The sequence below is a fragment of the Streptomyces sp. MK7 genome, from assembly GCF_032658145.1.
GTDB classification, from domain to species: Bacteria; Actinomycetota; Actinomycetes; order Streptomycetales; family Streptomycetaceae; genus Streptomyces; species Streptomyces spiralis.
This window is the reverse complement of record NZ_JAVACL010000083.1, coordinates 1-16,227: the sequence shown is the minus strand read 5'-3', so window position 1 is coordinate 16,227 and position 16,227 is coordinate 1. Positions and strand designations below refer to the sequence as shown.

The window sequence follows — 16,227 nt, the reverse complement described above, 5'->3', positions numbered from 1 at the left end:
GCCTGGGGGCACCTCCCGGCCGAAGGCTGGGGGAGGGACTTTCGAAACACGCCCTAGGGGCTCCTGCGGGCGGCTTCCGGGTGGCTGGGCGGTGCTAGTGCCGCAACGGGCAACGTTCGCCCCGTCGCGACGCCCGGCACTAGATCGGGTTCGGGGACTCGGTGTCGGCCGTGCCGCGGGTGGCGTCGTCCCAGAAGTCGGCGAGGGCGCGGGCGGTGGGGAGCGGCTGGTCGCAGTTGGGGGAGTGCTCGGCGCCCACGACGACCGTGCGGCGGGCGCCGAGCCGTACGGCCATGTCGTCCAGGAGCGGCAGCGGCCAGGTCTCGTCCCGCGCCCCCGACAGTACGTGGAACGGCAGCCCGACCGTGGCGAGTTCGGCGACGCGGTCCGGCTCGGTGCACAACTGGTGCCCGGTGGCGAGGAGTTGCGCGGGCTTGTTGCCCAGCCAGCGCCGCCGAAGGTCCTCCCGGGCATCGAGGCCCGCGTCCAGCGCGGTGTCGGTCTCCTCGGGCGGCTCCATCGCCTGTATGACGTCCCACACCTGGGCCATCGTCATCACACCCAGCGCGTCCCGCAGCAGCTTCACCCGCTGCCGCTGCGAGGCGGAGATCTGCGCCGGACCGGAGGCCATGAGGGTGAGCGAGAGAAAGGGTGAGCGGTCGAGCAGCACGGCCGCGCGGGCGATCTGTCCGCCCAGGGAGTGCCCGAGCAGATGCACCCGGGTGCCGAGCGCCTCGGCCTGTGCGAGGACGTCCCGCGCGAGTTCCTCCTGTGCGTACGCCGACTCGTCGTCCGCCGGCCCGTCCGACTCGAACTGCCCTCGCCCGTCCACGGCCACGGTCCGGTACCCGCGCGCCGCGAGCGGCTCGTGCAGCGGGTTGAAGTCCTCCTTGCTCCCGGTGAACCCCGGCAGCAGCAGCGCGGTGCCCCGCGTCTGGGCGCCGGGCGCCACGGGCGCGTCGACGACGGCGAACTCACCGCGAGCGGTGCGCAACCGGTGGGCCCGGGCACCGGCCGGCGGACGGAAGGTCGGAGGCCTGCTCATGCCGCGAGATTATCGGGCGCGCGGGCGAAGGACGGAGGCGGAACGCCTCCGCCACGGGCGCGTCGCCGTGCGGCGGGACGCCGACGGCCCGGTCCCACACGAGGTGGGCCGGGCCGTCGTGTCGTGGGATCAGGCCTCCGCGGACTCCACCGAGGCCGCCGCCTTCCGGGTGCGCCGCGCCGTGGGCTTGGCCTCCGGCTCGGGCTCACCGGTGGCCTGCGCCGGGATCTCCGCGGTCACGGGCTCGGCGGCCTTGCGGGTGCGGCGGCGCGGCTTGACCTCGTCGGCACCGTCGACGACGGCAGTCGTCGCCTCGGGGGCCGCGGCGGCCTTCTTCCGGGTGCGGCGGGGCTTGGCCTCGGCCTCGGTCGCGCCTTCGGCGGTGTCGACTGCCGCTTCGGCGGCGACGGGCTCGGCGGCCTTGCGGGTGCGGCGGCGCGGCTTGGCCTCCGCCTCCTCGGTGACCGCCGGCGCCTCGGCCGCGACAGCCGTCTTCTTGCGCGTACGGCGCGGCTTGGCTTCCGTGCCCTCGGCGGTGCCGGCGGCGGCTTCCGAGGCGGTGGCCGCGGCCTTGCGGGTGCGCTTCGGCTTCGCCTCGGCGCCCTCCGCCGTCTCGGCTGTGGCAGCCGTCTTCCGGGTGCGGCGCGGCTTGGCCTCGGACGCCGTTGCGCCTTCGGCCGTGTCGACCGTCGTTTCGGGCGCGGCGGCGGCCTTCTTGCGGGTGCGGCGGGGCTTGGCCTCGGCCTCGGTCGCGCCTTCGGCGGTGTCGACCGCCGCCTCGGCGGCCTTGCGGGTGCGGCGGCGGGGCTTGGGCTCCTCCGCCTGTTCCGCCGACTCGGCCTGCTCCGCCGTGCCTTCGGCCGTGTCCAACGCGGTCCGGGCGGTGGCGGCCGCCTTCTTGCGGGTGCGGCGCGGGGCCGGTGCCGGCTCGGTGTCCTCGGTGTCGACCGCGACCGTAGTCTCGACCGCGACCGCAGTCTCGGCCGTGACGGCCGATGCCTCGGCCGCGCCGGCCGACGCCTCGACCGTGCGCTCCGCGGACTTGCGGGTGCGGCGACGGCGCGGCTTCGCCGGGGTCTCGGAGGCGTCGGGGGCCGGGCCCTCCGCCGTCGTCACCGCGGCTTCCGCGGCCGAGGACTCGGCAGTGCCCTCCGAGGCCACCGGCGCCACCGGCTGCGCCGGTGCGCCGCCGCGTGTGCGCCGACGGCGGCGCGGGGTGCGGGTGGTGGTGAGCTCGTCCCCGGCCGCGGACCCGGCCGACGCGGCATCGGACGGGGCGTCCGCGACCTGCGTGCCCGAAGGCGCCGTACCGGAGGCCGCCGTACCGGAGTCCACCGGTGCGCCGCCACGCGTGCGGCGCCGGCGGCGCGGGGTGCGCGCCGGGCGCTCGTGCTCGCGCTCGGCGGGGCGCGCCTCGCCACGGCCGCCCCGGCCACCGCGCCCGCGGGCGCCGCGACCGCCGGTCTCGCCGAGGTCCTCCAGCTCCTCCGCGTCCAGACCGGCGCGGGTGCGCTCCGAGCGCGGCAGGACACCCTTGGTGCCCTCCGGGATGCTCAGGTCGGAGAACAGGTGCGCGGAGGTGGAGTACGTCTCCGGCGGGTCGTTGAAGTCCAGCTCCAGCGCCTTGTTGATCAGCTGCCAGCGCGGGATGTCGTCCCAGTCGACGAGCGTGATCGCCGTGCCCTTGGCGCCCGCGCGGCCCGTACGGCCGATGCGGTGCAGATAGGTCTTCTCGTCCTCGGGGGACTGGTAGTTGACGACGTGGGTGACGCCCTCGACGTCGATGCCGCGCGCGGCGACGTCGGTGCAGACGAGGACGTCGACCTTGCCGTTGCGGAAGGCGCGCAGCGCCTGCTCGCGGGCGCCCTGGCCGAGGTCGCCGTGGACCGCGCCGGAGGCGAAGCCGCGCCGCTGGAGCTGCTCGGCGATGTCGGCCGCGGTGCGCTTGGTGCGGCAGAAGACCATCGCGAGGCCGCGGCCCTCGGCCTGCAGCATGCGGGCGACCATCTCCGGCTTGTCCATGGAGTGCGCGCGGTAGACGAACTGCTTGATGTTCGCCACCGTCACGCCCTCGTCGTCCGGCGCGGTGGCGCGGATGTGCGTGGGCTGCGACATGTAGCGGCGGGCCAGGCCGATGACCGCGCCCGGCATGGTGGCCGAGAACAGCATCGTCTGCCGCTTGGCCGGCAGCATGTCGATGATCTTCTCGACGTCGGGCAGGAAGCCCAGGTCGAGCATCTCGTCGGCCTCGTCGAGGACCAGGCACTTGACGTGCTTCAGGTTCAGCTTCTTCTGGCCGGCGAGGTCGAGCAGGCGGCCCGGGGTGCCGACGACCACGTCGACGCCCTTCCTCAGTGCCTCGACCTGGGGCTCGTAGGCCCGGCCGCCGTAGATCGCGGTGACGCGCACGTTGCGCACCTTGCCCGCGGTCAGCAGGTCGTTGGTCACCTGGGTGCACAGCTCGCGCGTGGGGACGACGACGAGCGCCTGCGGGGCGTCGGTGAGGGCTTCGGGCTGGGCGCGTCCGGCCTCGACGTCGGCGGGGACGGTGACACGCTCGAGGAGCGGGAGGCCGAAGCCGAGCGTCTTGCCGGTGCCGGTCTTGGCCTGGCCGATGACGTCCGTGCCGGAAAGGGCGACGGGGAGCGTCATCTCCTGGATGGGGAAGGGAGTGGTGATGCCGACGGCCTCCAGGGCCTCGGCGGTCTCGGGGAGGATCCCGAGGGATCGGAACGTCGTAGTCAGGGTGCTGCCTCTTCTGTGTGCGCGGCGCGAGGCGAGCGCGGGGGTCGTGTCGCGTGACCGTGCCTGGGGGACGTCGGCCGCCGTACGGGCATACCGCTCGGGCAAGCCGTATGGCACGGGACCTCTGCCGACGCTCTAGCGCTCGTACCGCTTGGAGGTCCCTCCGGTCGTCGTACGCACAGTGGCGTACGGCCTGGGAGGGCTGTCGGGTCGGAGCCGATCGGGCCACCGACCGGGCATCCTCATGCGTGCGGCCTGTCGAGGCACACCGAAACACGTCGGCGTACCAGCAGGCGCATTACCACCATACCCCGGAATCGTGTACACGCGATGGCCGATTTGGTCACGTAGTCGTCGTCACACCGGTTGACCGGGTCCTTCGAAGGAGCGGCGAGCGGGCTATTGTGCGCTTCATGACGAGCTCTGACAAGCCTGAGAACGCCGCCGACGCACCCGCCGAACGCACCGGGATCGCCGCCCAGGACTGGGCGACGGCCGCCGCCGACCCGCAGTACCGCGCCGCGGTCGTCGACCTGCTCGGGGCTCTCGCGTACGGGGAGCTCGCGGCGTTCGAGCGGCTCGCGGAGGACGCCAAGCTGGCGCCCACCCTCGCGGACAAGGCCGAGCTGGCGAAGATGGCGTCGGCCGAGTTCCACCACTTCGAGCGGCTGCGCGACCGGCTCACGGAGATCGGGGAGGAACCGACCGCCGCGATGGACCCGTTCGTCGCCGCGCTCGACGGCTTCCACAAGCAGACGGCGCCCTCGGACTGGCTGGAAGGGCTCGTCAAGGCGTACGTCGGTGACTCGATCGCGAGCGACTTCTACCGCGAGGTCGCCGTCCGTCTGGACTCCGACACGCGCGAGCTGGTCCTCGCCGTCCTCGACGACACCGGGCACGCCGGGTTCGCGGTGGAGAAGGTGCGCGCGGCGATCGAGGCGGACCCGCGCGTGGGCGGCCGGCTCGCGCTGTGGGCGCGCCGCCTGATGGGTGAGGCACTGTCGCAGTCCCAGCGGGTCGTGGCCGACCGGGACGCACTGTCCACGATGCTCGTCGGCGGCGTCGCGGACGGCTTCGACCTCGCCGAGGTCGGCAAGATGTTCTCCCGGATCACCGAGGCCCACACCAAGCGGATGGCCGCGCTGGGCCTGGCGGCGTGAGCTCCTGCTCCTGAGTCTTGCGCCCGAGTTCCCGCGTCCTGGTTCGGGTGCCCGAGTTCCCGGCGGTCCTCGGCGGCTACGCCGTCAGGGATCGTCGGCGCAGGCGGCCGGCCGGGCGCAGCAGCAGGGACAGGGAGGCGGCGGAGACGACCGCAGCGCCCAGCAGGTTCAGGAGGATGCCGCCGGAGCCCAGCGCGCTGTGGGTGACGAACCCACCGAACAGCGCGCCCGCGACGGCGGTCGACAGCACCAGCAGGCGGGACGGCAGCCGGTGGGACAGCCGGTGGAGCGCGGCCCAGCCGAGCAGCAGACCGAGCACGGCGGAGCCGAACGTTTCCAAGAACATGAGGGTCCCTCCCAGGCGGTCGGCCGGTGCCTCTCGGTCGTAGCCGGTCATACCCCTGACCTGCGGAATACAACCCTCCCCTGTGGGCTGTTCGTGCGCCGGCTGTGAAGGGCCGACAGAAGCCGACAGAAAGAGCGGGGTCCCGCCGACCACCGGCCGGCGGGACCCCGCTCGTCTTCTCGTCCTGCGTGACTACAGCGCGCCGAAGCCCACCTTGCGCGGCGACGGCTCGCCCAGCTCGACGTACGCCAGACGCTCGGCCGGGATCAGCACCTTGCGGCCGTGCTCGTCCACGAGGGTCAGCAGCTGCGACTTGCCGGCCAGCGCCTCGGCGACCGCCCGCTCGACCTCCTCGGGACTCTGGCCGCTCTCCAGAACGATCTCGCGGGGCGCGTGCTGCACGCCGATCTTGACCTCCACGGCTATGTCCCTCCGACGGTCAGTGAAGTGCGCGGCCTTCCGCGCCGTACCCAGCACACATTAGCCCGGTGAGGGGATCCGCACGCCGCGCCCCGGCACGCCAGGAGCGAACAGCCGACGGGAACAAACCCGACGGGTACACGGCCCGGAACATTCCCGCCGGTCCGCCCCGCCCCGCCGGTCGGCCCCACCGGTCGGTCCGCCCCGCCGATCCGCCTGCCGGTCCGGCAGGCAGGCTCAGTGTTGCTGCTGCTGTTCGGTGCCGTGCAGCGGGAAGCCCGCGATGCCGCGCCATGCCAGGGACGTCAGCAGCTGGACCGCCTGGTCGCGCGGGACGCTGCGGTCGCTGTGCAGCCACGAGCGGGCCACCACCTGGGCGAGGCCGCCCAGGCCCGAGGCGAGCAGCATCGACTCGGCGCGCGAGAGGCCGGTGTCCTCCGCGATGACGTCGCAGATCGCCTCTGCGCACTCGATCGTCACCTTGTCGACGCGCTCGCGCACCGCGGGCTCGTTCGTCAGGTCCGACTCGAAGACCAGCCGGAAGGCTCCGCCGTCGTCCTCGACGTACGCGAAGTAGGCGTCCATCGTGGCCCGCACGCGCTGCTTGTTGTCCGTCGTCGACGCCAGCGCGTTGCGCACGGCCTGGATGAGCGACTCGCAGTGCTGGTCCAGCAGCGCGAGGTAGAGGTCGAGCTTGCCCGGGAAGTGCTGGTAGAGCACCGGCTTGCTGACGCCGGCGCGCTCGGCGATGTCGTCCATGGCCGCCGCGTGGTAGCCCTGCGCCACGAAGACTTCCTGGGCGGCGCCCAGCAGCTGGTTCCGTCGGGCACGGCGCGGCAGGCGCGTGCCTCGCGGGCGTGCCGCCTCTGTCTGCTCGATGGCTGTCACGCCGCCTCCCAAAATCGTCCCTGTGCGGTGTGCGCCGCGCCGCCATCGTACTTTTCGGTAACCGTACTGTGCGCGGTGCGAGCGCAGAATTTCACGTACCGGACGGTGAAGAAACCGATCCAAAGGTTTCGAACGGGTTCAGTTAGGGCACAACTGCGCTCCACCGCTGCTCAGTGGTGGTGGCCGGGCCGTTCAGCGGTGGGTCGGCCGTCAGCGGTAGTCGTCCTCGTCGAGGGACACGACCCGCGCCTGCTCGACGAGGTCGGCCTCGTTCGCCCGGTCGGGTTCCACGCGCGTCAGCGGTTCGTCGCGTTCCTGCGCGAGCTCCGCCTGCTGCTCGGCGATGTCGCCCTCCGGGGCCTCGACGTCGATCTCCGGGACGTTCTCCTCCTCGTTCTCGAACGTCTCGGGATCGGTGGGGTCGACTGCCATGCCGGGCTCCCTTCTTGTGAGTGTCCCCGGAAGAAACAGGGGCTGCATGCGGGTGCCCTCTGTACGAGCGTAGGAGACACCCGATGTGGACGCCATGCGGTCCGGGGCCCGAATACCGCTCCGAACACAGCTCCGAATGCGCCCGATCTGTGACGGCGAACACATGAGCCGGTACGTGATCGTCTCGTAACATTGCCGCATGTCTTCGACCGAGCTGCCCTCCGTGCCGCCCGCCAACGTTCTTCCCAGGGTGGCACCCGTCAGGGTCGAGGAGGGCGAGCGACTGCGATCGGTCGGGCTGTCGGGGATCACCCTCACGGTGCGCTCCAGGCCGCCCGCCCGGAATTGCCTGCCGCCCGCGCTGTACGTCCACGGGCTCGGCGGCTCCTCGCAGAACTGGTCGGCGCTGATGTCGCAGCTGCAGGACGTCGTCGACGGCGAGGCGATCGACCTGCCGGGCTTCGGGGACTCCCCGCCGCCGGACGACGGCAACTACTCGGTCACCGCCCACGCGCGCGCGGTCATCCGCTTTCTGGACGCCTCCGACCGCGGCCCGGTCCATCTGCTCGGCAACTCGCTCGGCGGAGCCGTCTCCACACGCGTCGCCGCGCTGCGCCCGGACCTCGTCCGGACACTGACGCTGGTCTCGCCCGCGCTGCCCGAGCTGCGGGTGCAGCGCACCGCCGTGCCGACCGGGCTGCTCGCGGTGCCCGGTGTGTCCGCCCTCTTCACCCGGCTCACCCGGGAGTGGACGGCGGAGCAGCGGGTCCGCGGAGTGATGGCCCTCTGCTACGGCGACCCGGGGCGGGTCACGCCCGAGGGATTCCGCAACGCGGTGGAGGAGATGGAACGCCGGCTGCGGCTTCCGTACTTCTGGGACGCCATGGCGCGCTCCGCGCGCGGGATCGTGGACGCGTACACGCTGGGCGGCCAGCACGGACTGTGGCGCCAGGCCGAGCGCGTCCTCGCGCCCACTCTGCTGGTCTACGGCGGCCGGGACCAGCTCGTCGGCTACCGCATGGCCCAGCGCGCCGCCCGGGCCTTCCGCGACTCCCGCCTCCTCACCCTGCCGGACGCGGGCCATGTGGCCATGATGGAGTACCCGGAGACGGTGGCCACGGCCTTCCGGGAGCTGCTCGCCGACACGGGGGAGACTCCGCCGAGAGGGGCGGACGCGGGGGAGGCTGCGCCGAGAGGGGCGGGCGCGGGGGAAGGGCCGGTGAGACAGGTGGACGCGGAGGAGGCATCGGTGGGTCCGGTGGGAGAGCGTGCCGGCTCGGACGGCGCGGGGGCCGATGACGGGCCTTCCGGCGTGAGCATGGGGGGCTGAGGGAGCAGGTGGGACGCCACAGCCGTCGCGGACCGGCCCCGAAGGGCGACACCGCGGACACAGCCGCAACTCCGGACGGCGGTCGAGGCCGCCCGGGAACGATCTCTGTACCGGGGCAGGGCACGGCCCCCGAGGGGCGACCGGGACCGGGTCCGGGGCCGAGCGCGGGCCCGGGTGCGGTTTCGGGTCCGGGCAGGGTGCCGCCCGCGCGGTGGCCGGGTTCCGGTCCGGGGCCGGGACAGCGGCTGACGGGTGGCGTCTCGGCGTACGAGACATATGAGGCATATGGCGTCCCCGAGGGGCCCTCGGCCGCCGCCCCGGGCGCACCAACCGGCTTCACTTCCGGGGCACCCCGCTTCCCCCACGGCACGCCCGCCCATGGGGTCCCGCGCCTACCGGATGGAACGCCCGCGCGAGGAGTCCCGCGGCTGCCCGACGGCGCTCCCGCCCAGGGAGGTCCGCGCCTGTCCGGTGGGGCACCCCCGCAGGGCGTCCCCCGCTTCCCCGACGGGACACCGGCGCACGGCGTCCCCCGCTTCCCCGACGGGACACCCGCGCATGGGGTCCCCCGCTTCCCCGGCGGCGCACCTGCTCACGGCGCCCCGCGCCTGCCTGACGGCCCGCCCGCCCATGGTGTTCCCCGGTTCCCCGACGGCACGCCCGCCCACGGTGTCCCGCGGCTCCCCGACGGCACCCCGGCCCACGGTGTGCCGCGGGCCCGGGGCGGTCATCCGGAGCAGCGTGAAGGCGGCGGGGGCTGGGGAGAGCCGGGGCCGCTTACCGGCGGAGCGGCCGGCAGGGTGCCGGGGCGGACAGGGGCGCCCGGCTTCGGCGCCTCGGCCGGTCCCGGTGCTCCAGCGGGCATGGCCGGCCGCCCCGGTGTACCCATCCCCCGGCAGCGGCGGGCACCCGAGGGGGGACCGCGCCAGGAATATCTCGACGCCTTCGACGACAGCGACGGCGTCGACGACGTCTTCGCGCCCCGGCCCCGCGACGGGGCGGGGACGCACCTCTCGGCCGGTCCGGCGGCCGCTGCCGCCCCCGGCGCTCCGGTGGCCCCGGTCCCCCCGGCCTCCACAGACTCCACGGACGCCACGGCAGGGCACGACGCCGGGGCCGGCACCGACGAGGACAGCGCACCTCCCACCGGCGCTCCCGCGCTCGGCGGCGGCAACAAGGGGCGGACGTTCACCGGTATAGCGGCCGCCGCCGTCACCACCGTGCTCGCCGTCATCGTCGCCGGGCAGGTCGCGGACGGGCACGCCGGCACCGGCGCGGAATCGAAGTCCGCCACCGACCAGGCCCGCGACGCCCGCGACGACGCGGGTACGGACCAGCAGGCGGCCCCGTCCGTGTCGGCCGCCGCGCCGACGCTGACGTACGGCCAGAAGATGAACGCGAAGTACGCACTCAGCCCCACCCTCAAGGGCACGGGCAGGTTCGAGGCGGTGCCGGGCTTCGCCAAGGCGCCCGGCAAGGGCCGGAAGTACACCTACCGGGTCGACGTGGAGGAGGGCCTGGGCCTCGACGGCGCGCTCTTCGCCGAGGCCGTGCAGAAGACGCTCAACGACGACCGCAGCTGGGCCCACAACGGCGCCCGTACCTTCGAGCGTGTCTCGTCCGGCCGGGCCGACTTCGTGATCACGCTCGCCAGCCCCGGCACCACCGCCGTCTGGTGCGCCAAGTCCGGCCTGGACACCACCGAGGACAACGTCTCCTGCGACTCCGCCGCCACCGAGCGCGTGATGATCAACGCCTACCGGTGGGCCCAGGGCTCGAAGACCTACGGCGACAAGATCTACGCCTACCGGCAGATGCTGATCAACCACGAGGTCGGCCACCGGCTCGGTCACGGCCACGTCACCTGCGACAGGGACGGCGCGCTCGCACCGGTCATGCAGCAGCAGACGAAGTTCCTGGACCACGACGGAATCCACTGCCTGCCCAACCCCTGGCCGTATCCCGGGAGTTGACGCAAGACACACAGGTCACGTTGACACGCGCGAAAAGTTCATACATATTTCTGAGCATGTCGTCCCGTCACACTTCCGCCCGCGCTGCCATCGAGCTGGCGCTGATCGGCGTGACCCTGCTCTGCGTGGCGGACATTCACTGTTGCTGACGCCCGCCCTCAGGCGCGCGTCGCGAACTTCATCCTCTCCGTGACCTGGTCGCGGTGATCCGGTTTTTCGACGACCCGGTGCCGGGCAGACGTCCGTTCACTTCTGTCTCACCCCTCGTCATCCTGTCTCGCGATCCGAGACGCAGTGAGACGAGTCCTCTGGAGAGGTCGCCATTCCGATGCGCCAACCGTCCGTCACCGCCCGCCGCGTGGCCGCGGCATCCGTCACCCTCGTCGTGGCAGCGGGCGTCGCCGCCTGCGGGCCGAAGGACAGCGATGCCAAGGCCGCCGGCGGTGACTCGCAGCCCCACAAGGGCGGCACCCTCAGCGTCCTCAACGCGCAGCCGCAGCAGGACTTCGACCCCGCGCGCCTGTACACCTCCGGCGGCGGCAACGTCCCCTCCCTCGTCTTCCGTACGCTCACCACCCGCAACCGCGAGAACGGGGCCGCCGGCGCGAAGGTCGTCCCGGACCTCGCCACCGACACCGGGCGCCCCAGCAAGGACGCGACCGTGTGGACGTACACCCTGAAGAAGGGTCTGACGTACGAGGACGGGACGCCGATCACCTCGGCCGACATCAAGTACGGCATCGAGCGTTCCTTCGCCCCCGAGCTCTCCGGCGGCGCCCCCTACCTGCGGGACTGGCTGGTCGGCGCGGCCGACTACCAGGGGCCGTACAAGGACAAGAAGGGCCTCGACGCGATCGAGACGCCCGACAGCCGGACCATCGTCTTCCACCTGAACAAGCCCGAGGGTGAGTTCCCGTACCTCGCCACCCAGACGCAGTTCACGCCGGTGCCGAAGAGCAAGGACACCGGCACCAAGTACGAGGAGCACCCGGTCTCGTCCGGCCCCTACAAGGTCGTGAAGAACGAGAACGACGGTGAGCACCTCGTCCTGGAGCGCAACCCCCACTGGTCGGCCGTCACGGACTCCGAGCGCAAGGCCTACCCCGACAGGATCGACGTGCGGTCCGGGCTCGACTCCTCGGTGATCAACCAGCGGCTGTCCGCGTCCCAGGGGGCGGACGCCGCCGCGGTCACCACGGACACCAACCTCGGCCCGGCCGAACTCGCCAAGGTGACGGGCGACAAGGAGCTGGCCGCGCGCGTGGGCACCGGCCACTTCGGCTACACGAACTACATAGCGTTCAACCCCTCGGTCAAGCCGTTCGACAACGTCAAGGTGCGGCAGGCGATCTCGTACGCCATCGACCGGTCATCGGTCGTCAACGCGGCGGGCGGCTCCGCGCTGGCCGAGCCCGCGACCACCTTCCTGCCGAACCAGAAGTCCTTCGGCTACACGCCCTACGACCTCTTCCCGGCAGGGAAGGCGGGCGACCCGGCGAAGGCCCGGGAACTGCTGAAGCAGGCCGGCTACGGCAACGGACTCACCATCACGCTGACCCACTCCAACAGCAAGGACTTCGAGACCAGCCCGGAGATCGCGACCGCGATCCAGGACGCGCTCAAGAAGGCCGGGGTCACGGTCAAGCTCCAGGGCCTGGAGGACAACGATTACTCCGACAAGATCCACAACGTGAAGACCGAGCCGGGCTTCTTCCTCGCCCACTGGGGCGCCGACTGGCCCTCCGGCGGCCCCTTCCTGGCCCCGATCTTCGACGGCCGGCAGATCGTCAAGAACGGCGCGAACTTCAACACCGGCTTGCTGAACGACAAGTCCGTCAACAACGAGATTGACGCGATCAACAAGTTGACCGATCTTGACGCCGCCGCCCAGCGGTGGGGTGCGCTGGACAAGAAGATCGGCGAGCAGGCCCTCGTCGTGCCGCTGTTCCACCCCGTCTACAAGCGCCTGTACGGCAAGGACGTCAAGAACATCGTGATCAGCGACTGGACCGGCGTGCTGGACATCTCCCAGGTCGCGGTGAAGTGACCCCGTGAGTCAGGCACTTGCCGCCTCCCGGGGCGCCGGGACGGACACACCCGTCCCGGCGGCCTCGGGGGCTCGTCAGTTCTGGCGGCGGCTGCGCGCGCAGCGCGCCGCCCTCGTCGCGGCGGCCGTCGTCGCCCTGCTGGTCCTGGTCGCGCTCGCCGCGCCGCTGCTCACGGCCCTGGAAGGACAGGACCCGACCACCTACCACCCGTCCCTGGTCGACTCCGCGCGCGGGGGCGTGCCGGTCGGGTCGTTGGGCGGCATCAGCGCCGACCACTGGCTGGGCGTCGAGCCCCAGACCGGGCGCGACCTGTTCGCACGGCTCGTCTACGGGGCCCGGGTGTCGCTGGGTGTGGCGCTGGCGGCGACCGTGATCCAGGTCGCCATCGGTGTCGTGGTCGGCGTGGCCTCCGCCCTCGGCAATCGATGGGTCGATCAACTGCTGAGCCGCGCAACGGACATCTTCGTCGCCCTGCCGTTGATGATCATGTCGTTGGCCCTGCTCGCGATCGTGCCGTCGAGCTTCCCCCGGCCCGTCCTGGTCACGCTCGTCATCGGCCTGATCGCCTGGGGCAACATCGCGAAGATCGTGCGAGCGCAGACCCTCGCCCTCAAGGGGCTCGACTACGTCTCCGCCGCACGGCTCAGTGGCTGGGGCATCGGGCGGATCGCCCGGCGCGAACTGCTGCCCGGACTCGCCGCGCCCGTCATCACCTATGCCGCGCTGCTGGTGCCCACGAACATCTCCGCCGAGGCGGCCCTGTCCTTCCTCGGCGTCGGCGTGAAGCCGCCGACGCCGTCCTGGGGGCAGATGCTCACCGCCGCCGACGTCTGGTACCAGGCGGCGCCGCAGTACCTGCTGCTGCCGGCCGGAGCCCTGTTCGTCACCGTCCTCGCCCTCACCGTCCTCGGCGACGGCGTGCGCACCGCCCTCGACCCGCGCGCGGCCTCCCGCCTGCGCATCGGCACCGGCCGCAAGGACAAGGCCCTGGTCAGCGACAAGGAGGCATCCGCATGAGCGGCTTCGGCGGTTTCGTGCTGCGCCGCGCCGTGGGCGCGGTGGTCACCCTGTTCGCCATCTCGGTGCTCGTCTACGTCGTCTTCTACGCCACCCCGGGCAACGTCGCGCAGATCACCTGCGGCCCGCGCTGCTCACCGGAACAGGTGCACCAGGTCGCCGGGCAACTGAGGCTCGGGGACCCGCTGTACCTGCGCTACTGGCACTTCCTGGAAGGCCTCTTCGCAGGCCAGGACTTCTCCACGGGTACCTCCCTCGAGCACTGCGCCGCACCCTGCCTGGGGCTGTCGTACCAGAGCGACCAGCAGGTCCTGGACATCATCCTGACCAAGCTGCCGGTCAGCCTGTCGCTGGTCCTCGGCGCCATGGTGCTGTGGCTCCTCCTCGGCGTGGGCACCGGCGTGCTGTCGGCGTGGCGGCGCGGACGGCTCTCCGAGCGGGTGCTGACCGTCGTCACGCTCGCCGGCTGGGCGACACCCGTCTTCGTACTCGGTCTCGTCCTGATGATCGTCGTCTGCGGCGAACTCCAGCTGCTGCCCTTCCCGGAGTACGTGAAGTTCACCGACGATCCCGAGCAGTGGGCGTGGAACCTGCTGCTGCCCTGGCTGTCGCTCGCCCTGATCGAGGCCGCCGCGTTCGCCCGGCTCACCCGGGCGGCGATGCTGGAGACGCTCGCCGAGGACCACATACGCACCTTCCGGGCGTACGGCGTGGGCGAGCGCGCGATCGTCGGACGGCACGCCCTGCGCGGCGCGCTGGCTCCCGTCATCGCGCTGAACGCCAACAACGTCGGCTCGGCCGTCGGCGGCGCGGTCCTCACCGAGACCCTGTTCGGCCTGCCGGGCATCGGCCAGGAGCTGGTGCACGCGGTGAAGGTCGTCGACCTGCCGGTGGTCGTCGGCATGGTCCTGGTCGTCGGCTTCTTCGTCGTCATCGCCAACGCCGTCGCGGACGTCCTGTACGCGGTGGCCGACCGACGGGTGGTACTCGCATGAGCCTGGTCGAAGTCAAGGACCTCACCGTCGAGTTCGGCGCCCTGAGGGCCGTGGACGGGCTCTCCTTCCGGCTGGACGAGGGCGCGGCCCTGGCCCTCGTCGGCGAGTCCGGTTCCGGCAAGTCCACCGTCGCCGGCGCCCTGCTGGGACTGCACCGGGGCACCGGGGCACGGGTGGGCGGCTCGGTCCGGGTCGCCGGCACCGACGTGCAGGAGGCCTCGGACGAGGAGCTGCGGCGGCTGCGCGGCGCGAGGGCCGCCATGGTCTTCCAGGACCCGTTGTCCTCCCTCGACCCGTACTACGCGATCGGCGACCAGATCGCCGAGGTGTACCGCGTGCACACGCGCGCGTCGCGACGGGCGGCACGCGCGCGTGCCGTCGAGGTGCTGGAACGGGTGGGCATTCCCGACGCGGCGCGCAGATCGCGCTCCCGCCCCCACGAGTTCAGCGGCGGCATGCGCCAGCGCGCCCTCATCGCCATGGCCCTCGCCTGCGAGCCGGCCCTGCTGATCGCCGACGAGCCGACCACCGCCCTCGACGTCACCGTCCAGGCCCAGATCCTCGACCTGCTGCACACCCTGCGCGAGGAGACGGGCACGGGCCTGCTGCTCGTCACCCACGATGTGGGCGTCGCCGCCGAGAGCGTCGACGAGGTGCTGGTCATGCGGCACGGCCGCGCCGTCGAGCACGGGCCGGTGGGCAGGGTCCTGGGTGCGCCCGCGCAGGCGTACACCCGCGAACTGCTCGGCGCCGTCCCCCGCGTGGACGCCCCGCGCACCGTATTCGCCGACGCGTCAGGCGATACGTCAGGCGACACGTCAGGCGGCATGTCCGACGGCGCGTCAGAGGGCAGGTCGGGTGAGAGATCCGGTGACCCGTCCGGCGGGGCGACCGCCGAAGTCGTGCTGGAGGCGACCGGCCTCCGGCGCGTGTTCGGACGCGGCAAGCGGGCGCTGACGGCCGTGGACGGCGTCTCGCTGGCCGTCCACCGCGGCGAGACCCTGGGGGTCGTGGGGGAGAGCGGCAGCGGCAAGACGACCCTCGGCCGCATGCTCGTCGGACTGCTGGAGCCGACTTCCGGGGAGATCCGTTACGAAGGACGCCGGCACAGCGGCGTCCATCCGGCCGTCCAGATGGTCTTCCAGGACCCCGTCTCATCCCTCAACCCGCGCCGCGGCGTGGGCGAGTCCATCGCCGACCCCCTCCGTGCGCGGGGGGACCGTGACGAGGAGCGCATCCGGGGGCGTGTGAAGGAACTGCTGGAGCGCGTGGGGCTCGAAGGAGCGCACTACGACCGCTATCCGCACGAGTTCAGCGGCGGACAGCGCCAGCGCGTGGGCATCGCACGGGCGCTCGCGGCGGATCCGCGCGTGATCGTGTGCGACGAACCCGTCTCCGCGCTCGACGTCACCACGCAGGCGCAGGTGATCGCCCTGCTCGGCGAGCTGCAGCGCGAACTCGGGATCGCACTGGTCTTCGTCGCCCACGACCTCGCCGTGGTGCGCCAGGTCAGCGACCGGGTCGCGGTGATGCGCGGTGGCCGGATCGTCGAGGAGGGCCCGTCCGACGAGGTCTACACATCGCCGCGGGAGCTCTACACCAGGCAGCTCCTGGCCGCCGTACCGGCGCTCGATCCCGAGGTCGCCGCCCGCCGCCGGGCCGCGCGACGGGAGCTGGCCCCGGCATGACGTCACGTGTCCGAATGATCTCCTAGCGCGACGGAACGCTACCCGCACGGGAAAGTTACGACCGTTCACCCCTTTTGGTGGGGGGGGGGGGCCCCCCCCCCGCCGCGCACCCCCCCGCGGGCCCCCGGGCATGGCCAGTG

14 protein-coding genes are annotated in these 16,227 nt (G+C 72.6%); 8 read left to right on the top strand and 6 right to left on the bottom strand.

All coding sequences use genetic code 11. The features are described 5' to 3' along the window. Window positions 1-139: 139 nt before the first annotated feature. Window positions 140-1,045 (bottom strand): alpha/beta hydrolase, encoded by a 906-nt coding sequence (locus R2S09_RS38800; protein ID WP_316745918.1) that lies wholly within the window; start codon window positions 1,043-1,045, stop codon window positions 140-142. Between the two features lie 129 nt (window positions 1,046-1,174). Next, entirely contained in the window at window positions 1,175-3,697 is a 2,523-nt protein-coding gene (locus R2S09_RS38795; RefSeq protein ID WP_399145648.1) for a DEAD/DEAH box helicase, read from the bottom strand. Between the two features lie 506 nt (window positions 3,698-4,203). On the opposite strand from R2S09_RS38795, the gene R2S09_RS38790 reads away from it, so the two are divergent. Next, window positions 4,204-4,950, top strand: coding sequence for a ferritin-like fold-containing protein (locus R2S09_RS38790; protein ID WP_030176225.1), 747 nt, complete (start codon window positions 4,204-4,206; stop codon window positions 4,948-4,950). Window positions 4,951-5,026: 76 nt separating this feature from the next. Here R2S09_RS38790 and R2S09_RS38785 read toward each other — a convergent pair whose 3' ends face one another. The 4 genes from R2S09_RS38785 to R2S09_RS38770 all read right to left on the bottom strand — a co-directional run bounded on the left by R2S09_RS38785 (window position 5,027) and on the right by R2S09_RS38770 (window position 7,036). Beyond that, window positions 5,027-5,296, bottom strand: a complete 270-nt coding sequence (locus R2S09_RS38785; protein WP_316745914.1) for a hypothetical protein — start codon at window positions 5,294-5,296, stop codon at window positions 5,027-5,029. 192 nt (window positions 5,297-5,488) lie between these two features. Next, window positions 5,489-5,716 (bottom strand): DUF3107 domain-containing protein, encoded by a 228-nt coding sequence (locus R2S09_RS38780; RefSeq protein WP_030176223.1) that lies wholly within the window; start codon window positions 5,714-5,716, stop codon window positions 5,489-5,491. Between the two features lie 237 nt (window positions 5,717-5,953). Next, a complete protein-coding gene (locus R2S09_RS38775) occupies window positions 5,954-6,604 on the bottom strand; it encodes a TetR/AcrR family transcriptional regulator (protein ID WP_306190487.1) in 651 nt (216 codons plus the stop codon). A 210-nt stretch (window positions 6,605-6,814) separates the two neighbouring features. Then, window positions 6,815-7,036, bottom strand: coding sequence for a hypothetical protein (locus tag R2S09_RS38770; protein WP_306190488.1), 222 nt, complete (start codon window positions 7,034-7,036; stop codon window positions 6,815-6,817). Between the two features lie 199 nt (window positions 7,037-7,235). Between R2S09_RS38770 and R2S09_RS38765 the strand changes: the two genes are divergently transcribed. From R2S09_RS38765 to R2S09_RS38735, 7 genes are all read left to right on the top strand, one after another. Beyond that, the gene (locus R2S09_RS38765) at window positions 7,236-8,366 is read left to right on the top strand and encodes an alpha/beta hydrolase (protein ID WP_316745910.1); all 1,131 of its coding nucleotides are present in this window, start codon (window positions 7,236-7,238) and stop codon (window positions 8,364-8,366) included. Window positions 8,367-8,974: 608 nt separating this feature from the next. Next, window positions 8,975-10,339 carry a DUF3152 domain-containing protein gene (locus tag R2S09_RS38760; RefSeq protein WP_316745919.1) on the top strand — a complete coding sequence of 455 codons (1,365 nt, stop codon included), beginning with the start codon at window positions 8,975-8,977 and terminating at the stop codon, window positions 10,337-10,339. A gap of 56 nt (window positions 10,340-10,395) precedes the next feature. Then, window positions 10,396-10,488, top strand: coding sequence for an Ms4533A family Cys-rich leader peptide (locus R2S09_RS38755; RefSeq protein ID WP_316745908.1), 93 nt, complete (start codon window positions 10,396-10,398; stop codon window positions 10,486-10,488). A 179-nt stretch (window positions 10,489-10,667) separates the two neighbouring features. Then, complete coding sequence (locus tag R2S09_RS38750; RefSeq protein ID WP_316745906.1) at window positions 10,668-12,386, top strand: ABC transporter substrate-binding protein; 1,719 nt, start codon at window positions 10,668-10,670, stop codon at window positions 12,384-12,386. 4 nt (window positions 12,387-12,390) lie between these two features. Next, complete coding sequence (locus tag R2S09_RS38745; protein WP_316745904.1) at window positions 12,391-13,404, top strand: ABC transporter permease; 1,014 nt, start codon at window positions 12,391-12,393, stop codon at window positions 13,402-13,404. Beyond that, on the top strand, window positions 13,401-14,399 hold the full coding sequence (locus R2S09_RS38740) for an ABC transporter permease (RefSeq protein WP_316745902.1): 999 nt from the start codon (window positions 13,401-13,403) through the stop codon (window positions 14,397-14,399). Before R2S09_RS38745 ends, R2S09_RS38740 begins: the two co-directional genes overlap by 4 nt. After that, complete coding sequence (locus R2S09_RS38735) at window positions 14,396-16,087, top strand: ABC transporter ATP-binding protein (protein ID WP_316745900.1); 1,692 nt, start codon at window positions 14,396-14,398, stop codon at window positions 16,085-16,087. The genes R2S09_RS38740 and R2S09_RS38735 overlap by 4 nt, the downstream gene beginning before the upstream one ends. Window positions 16,088-16,227 lie beyond the last annotated feature (140 nt).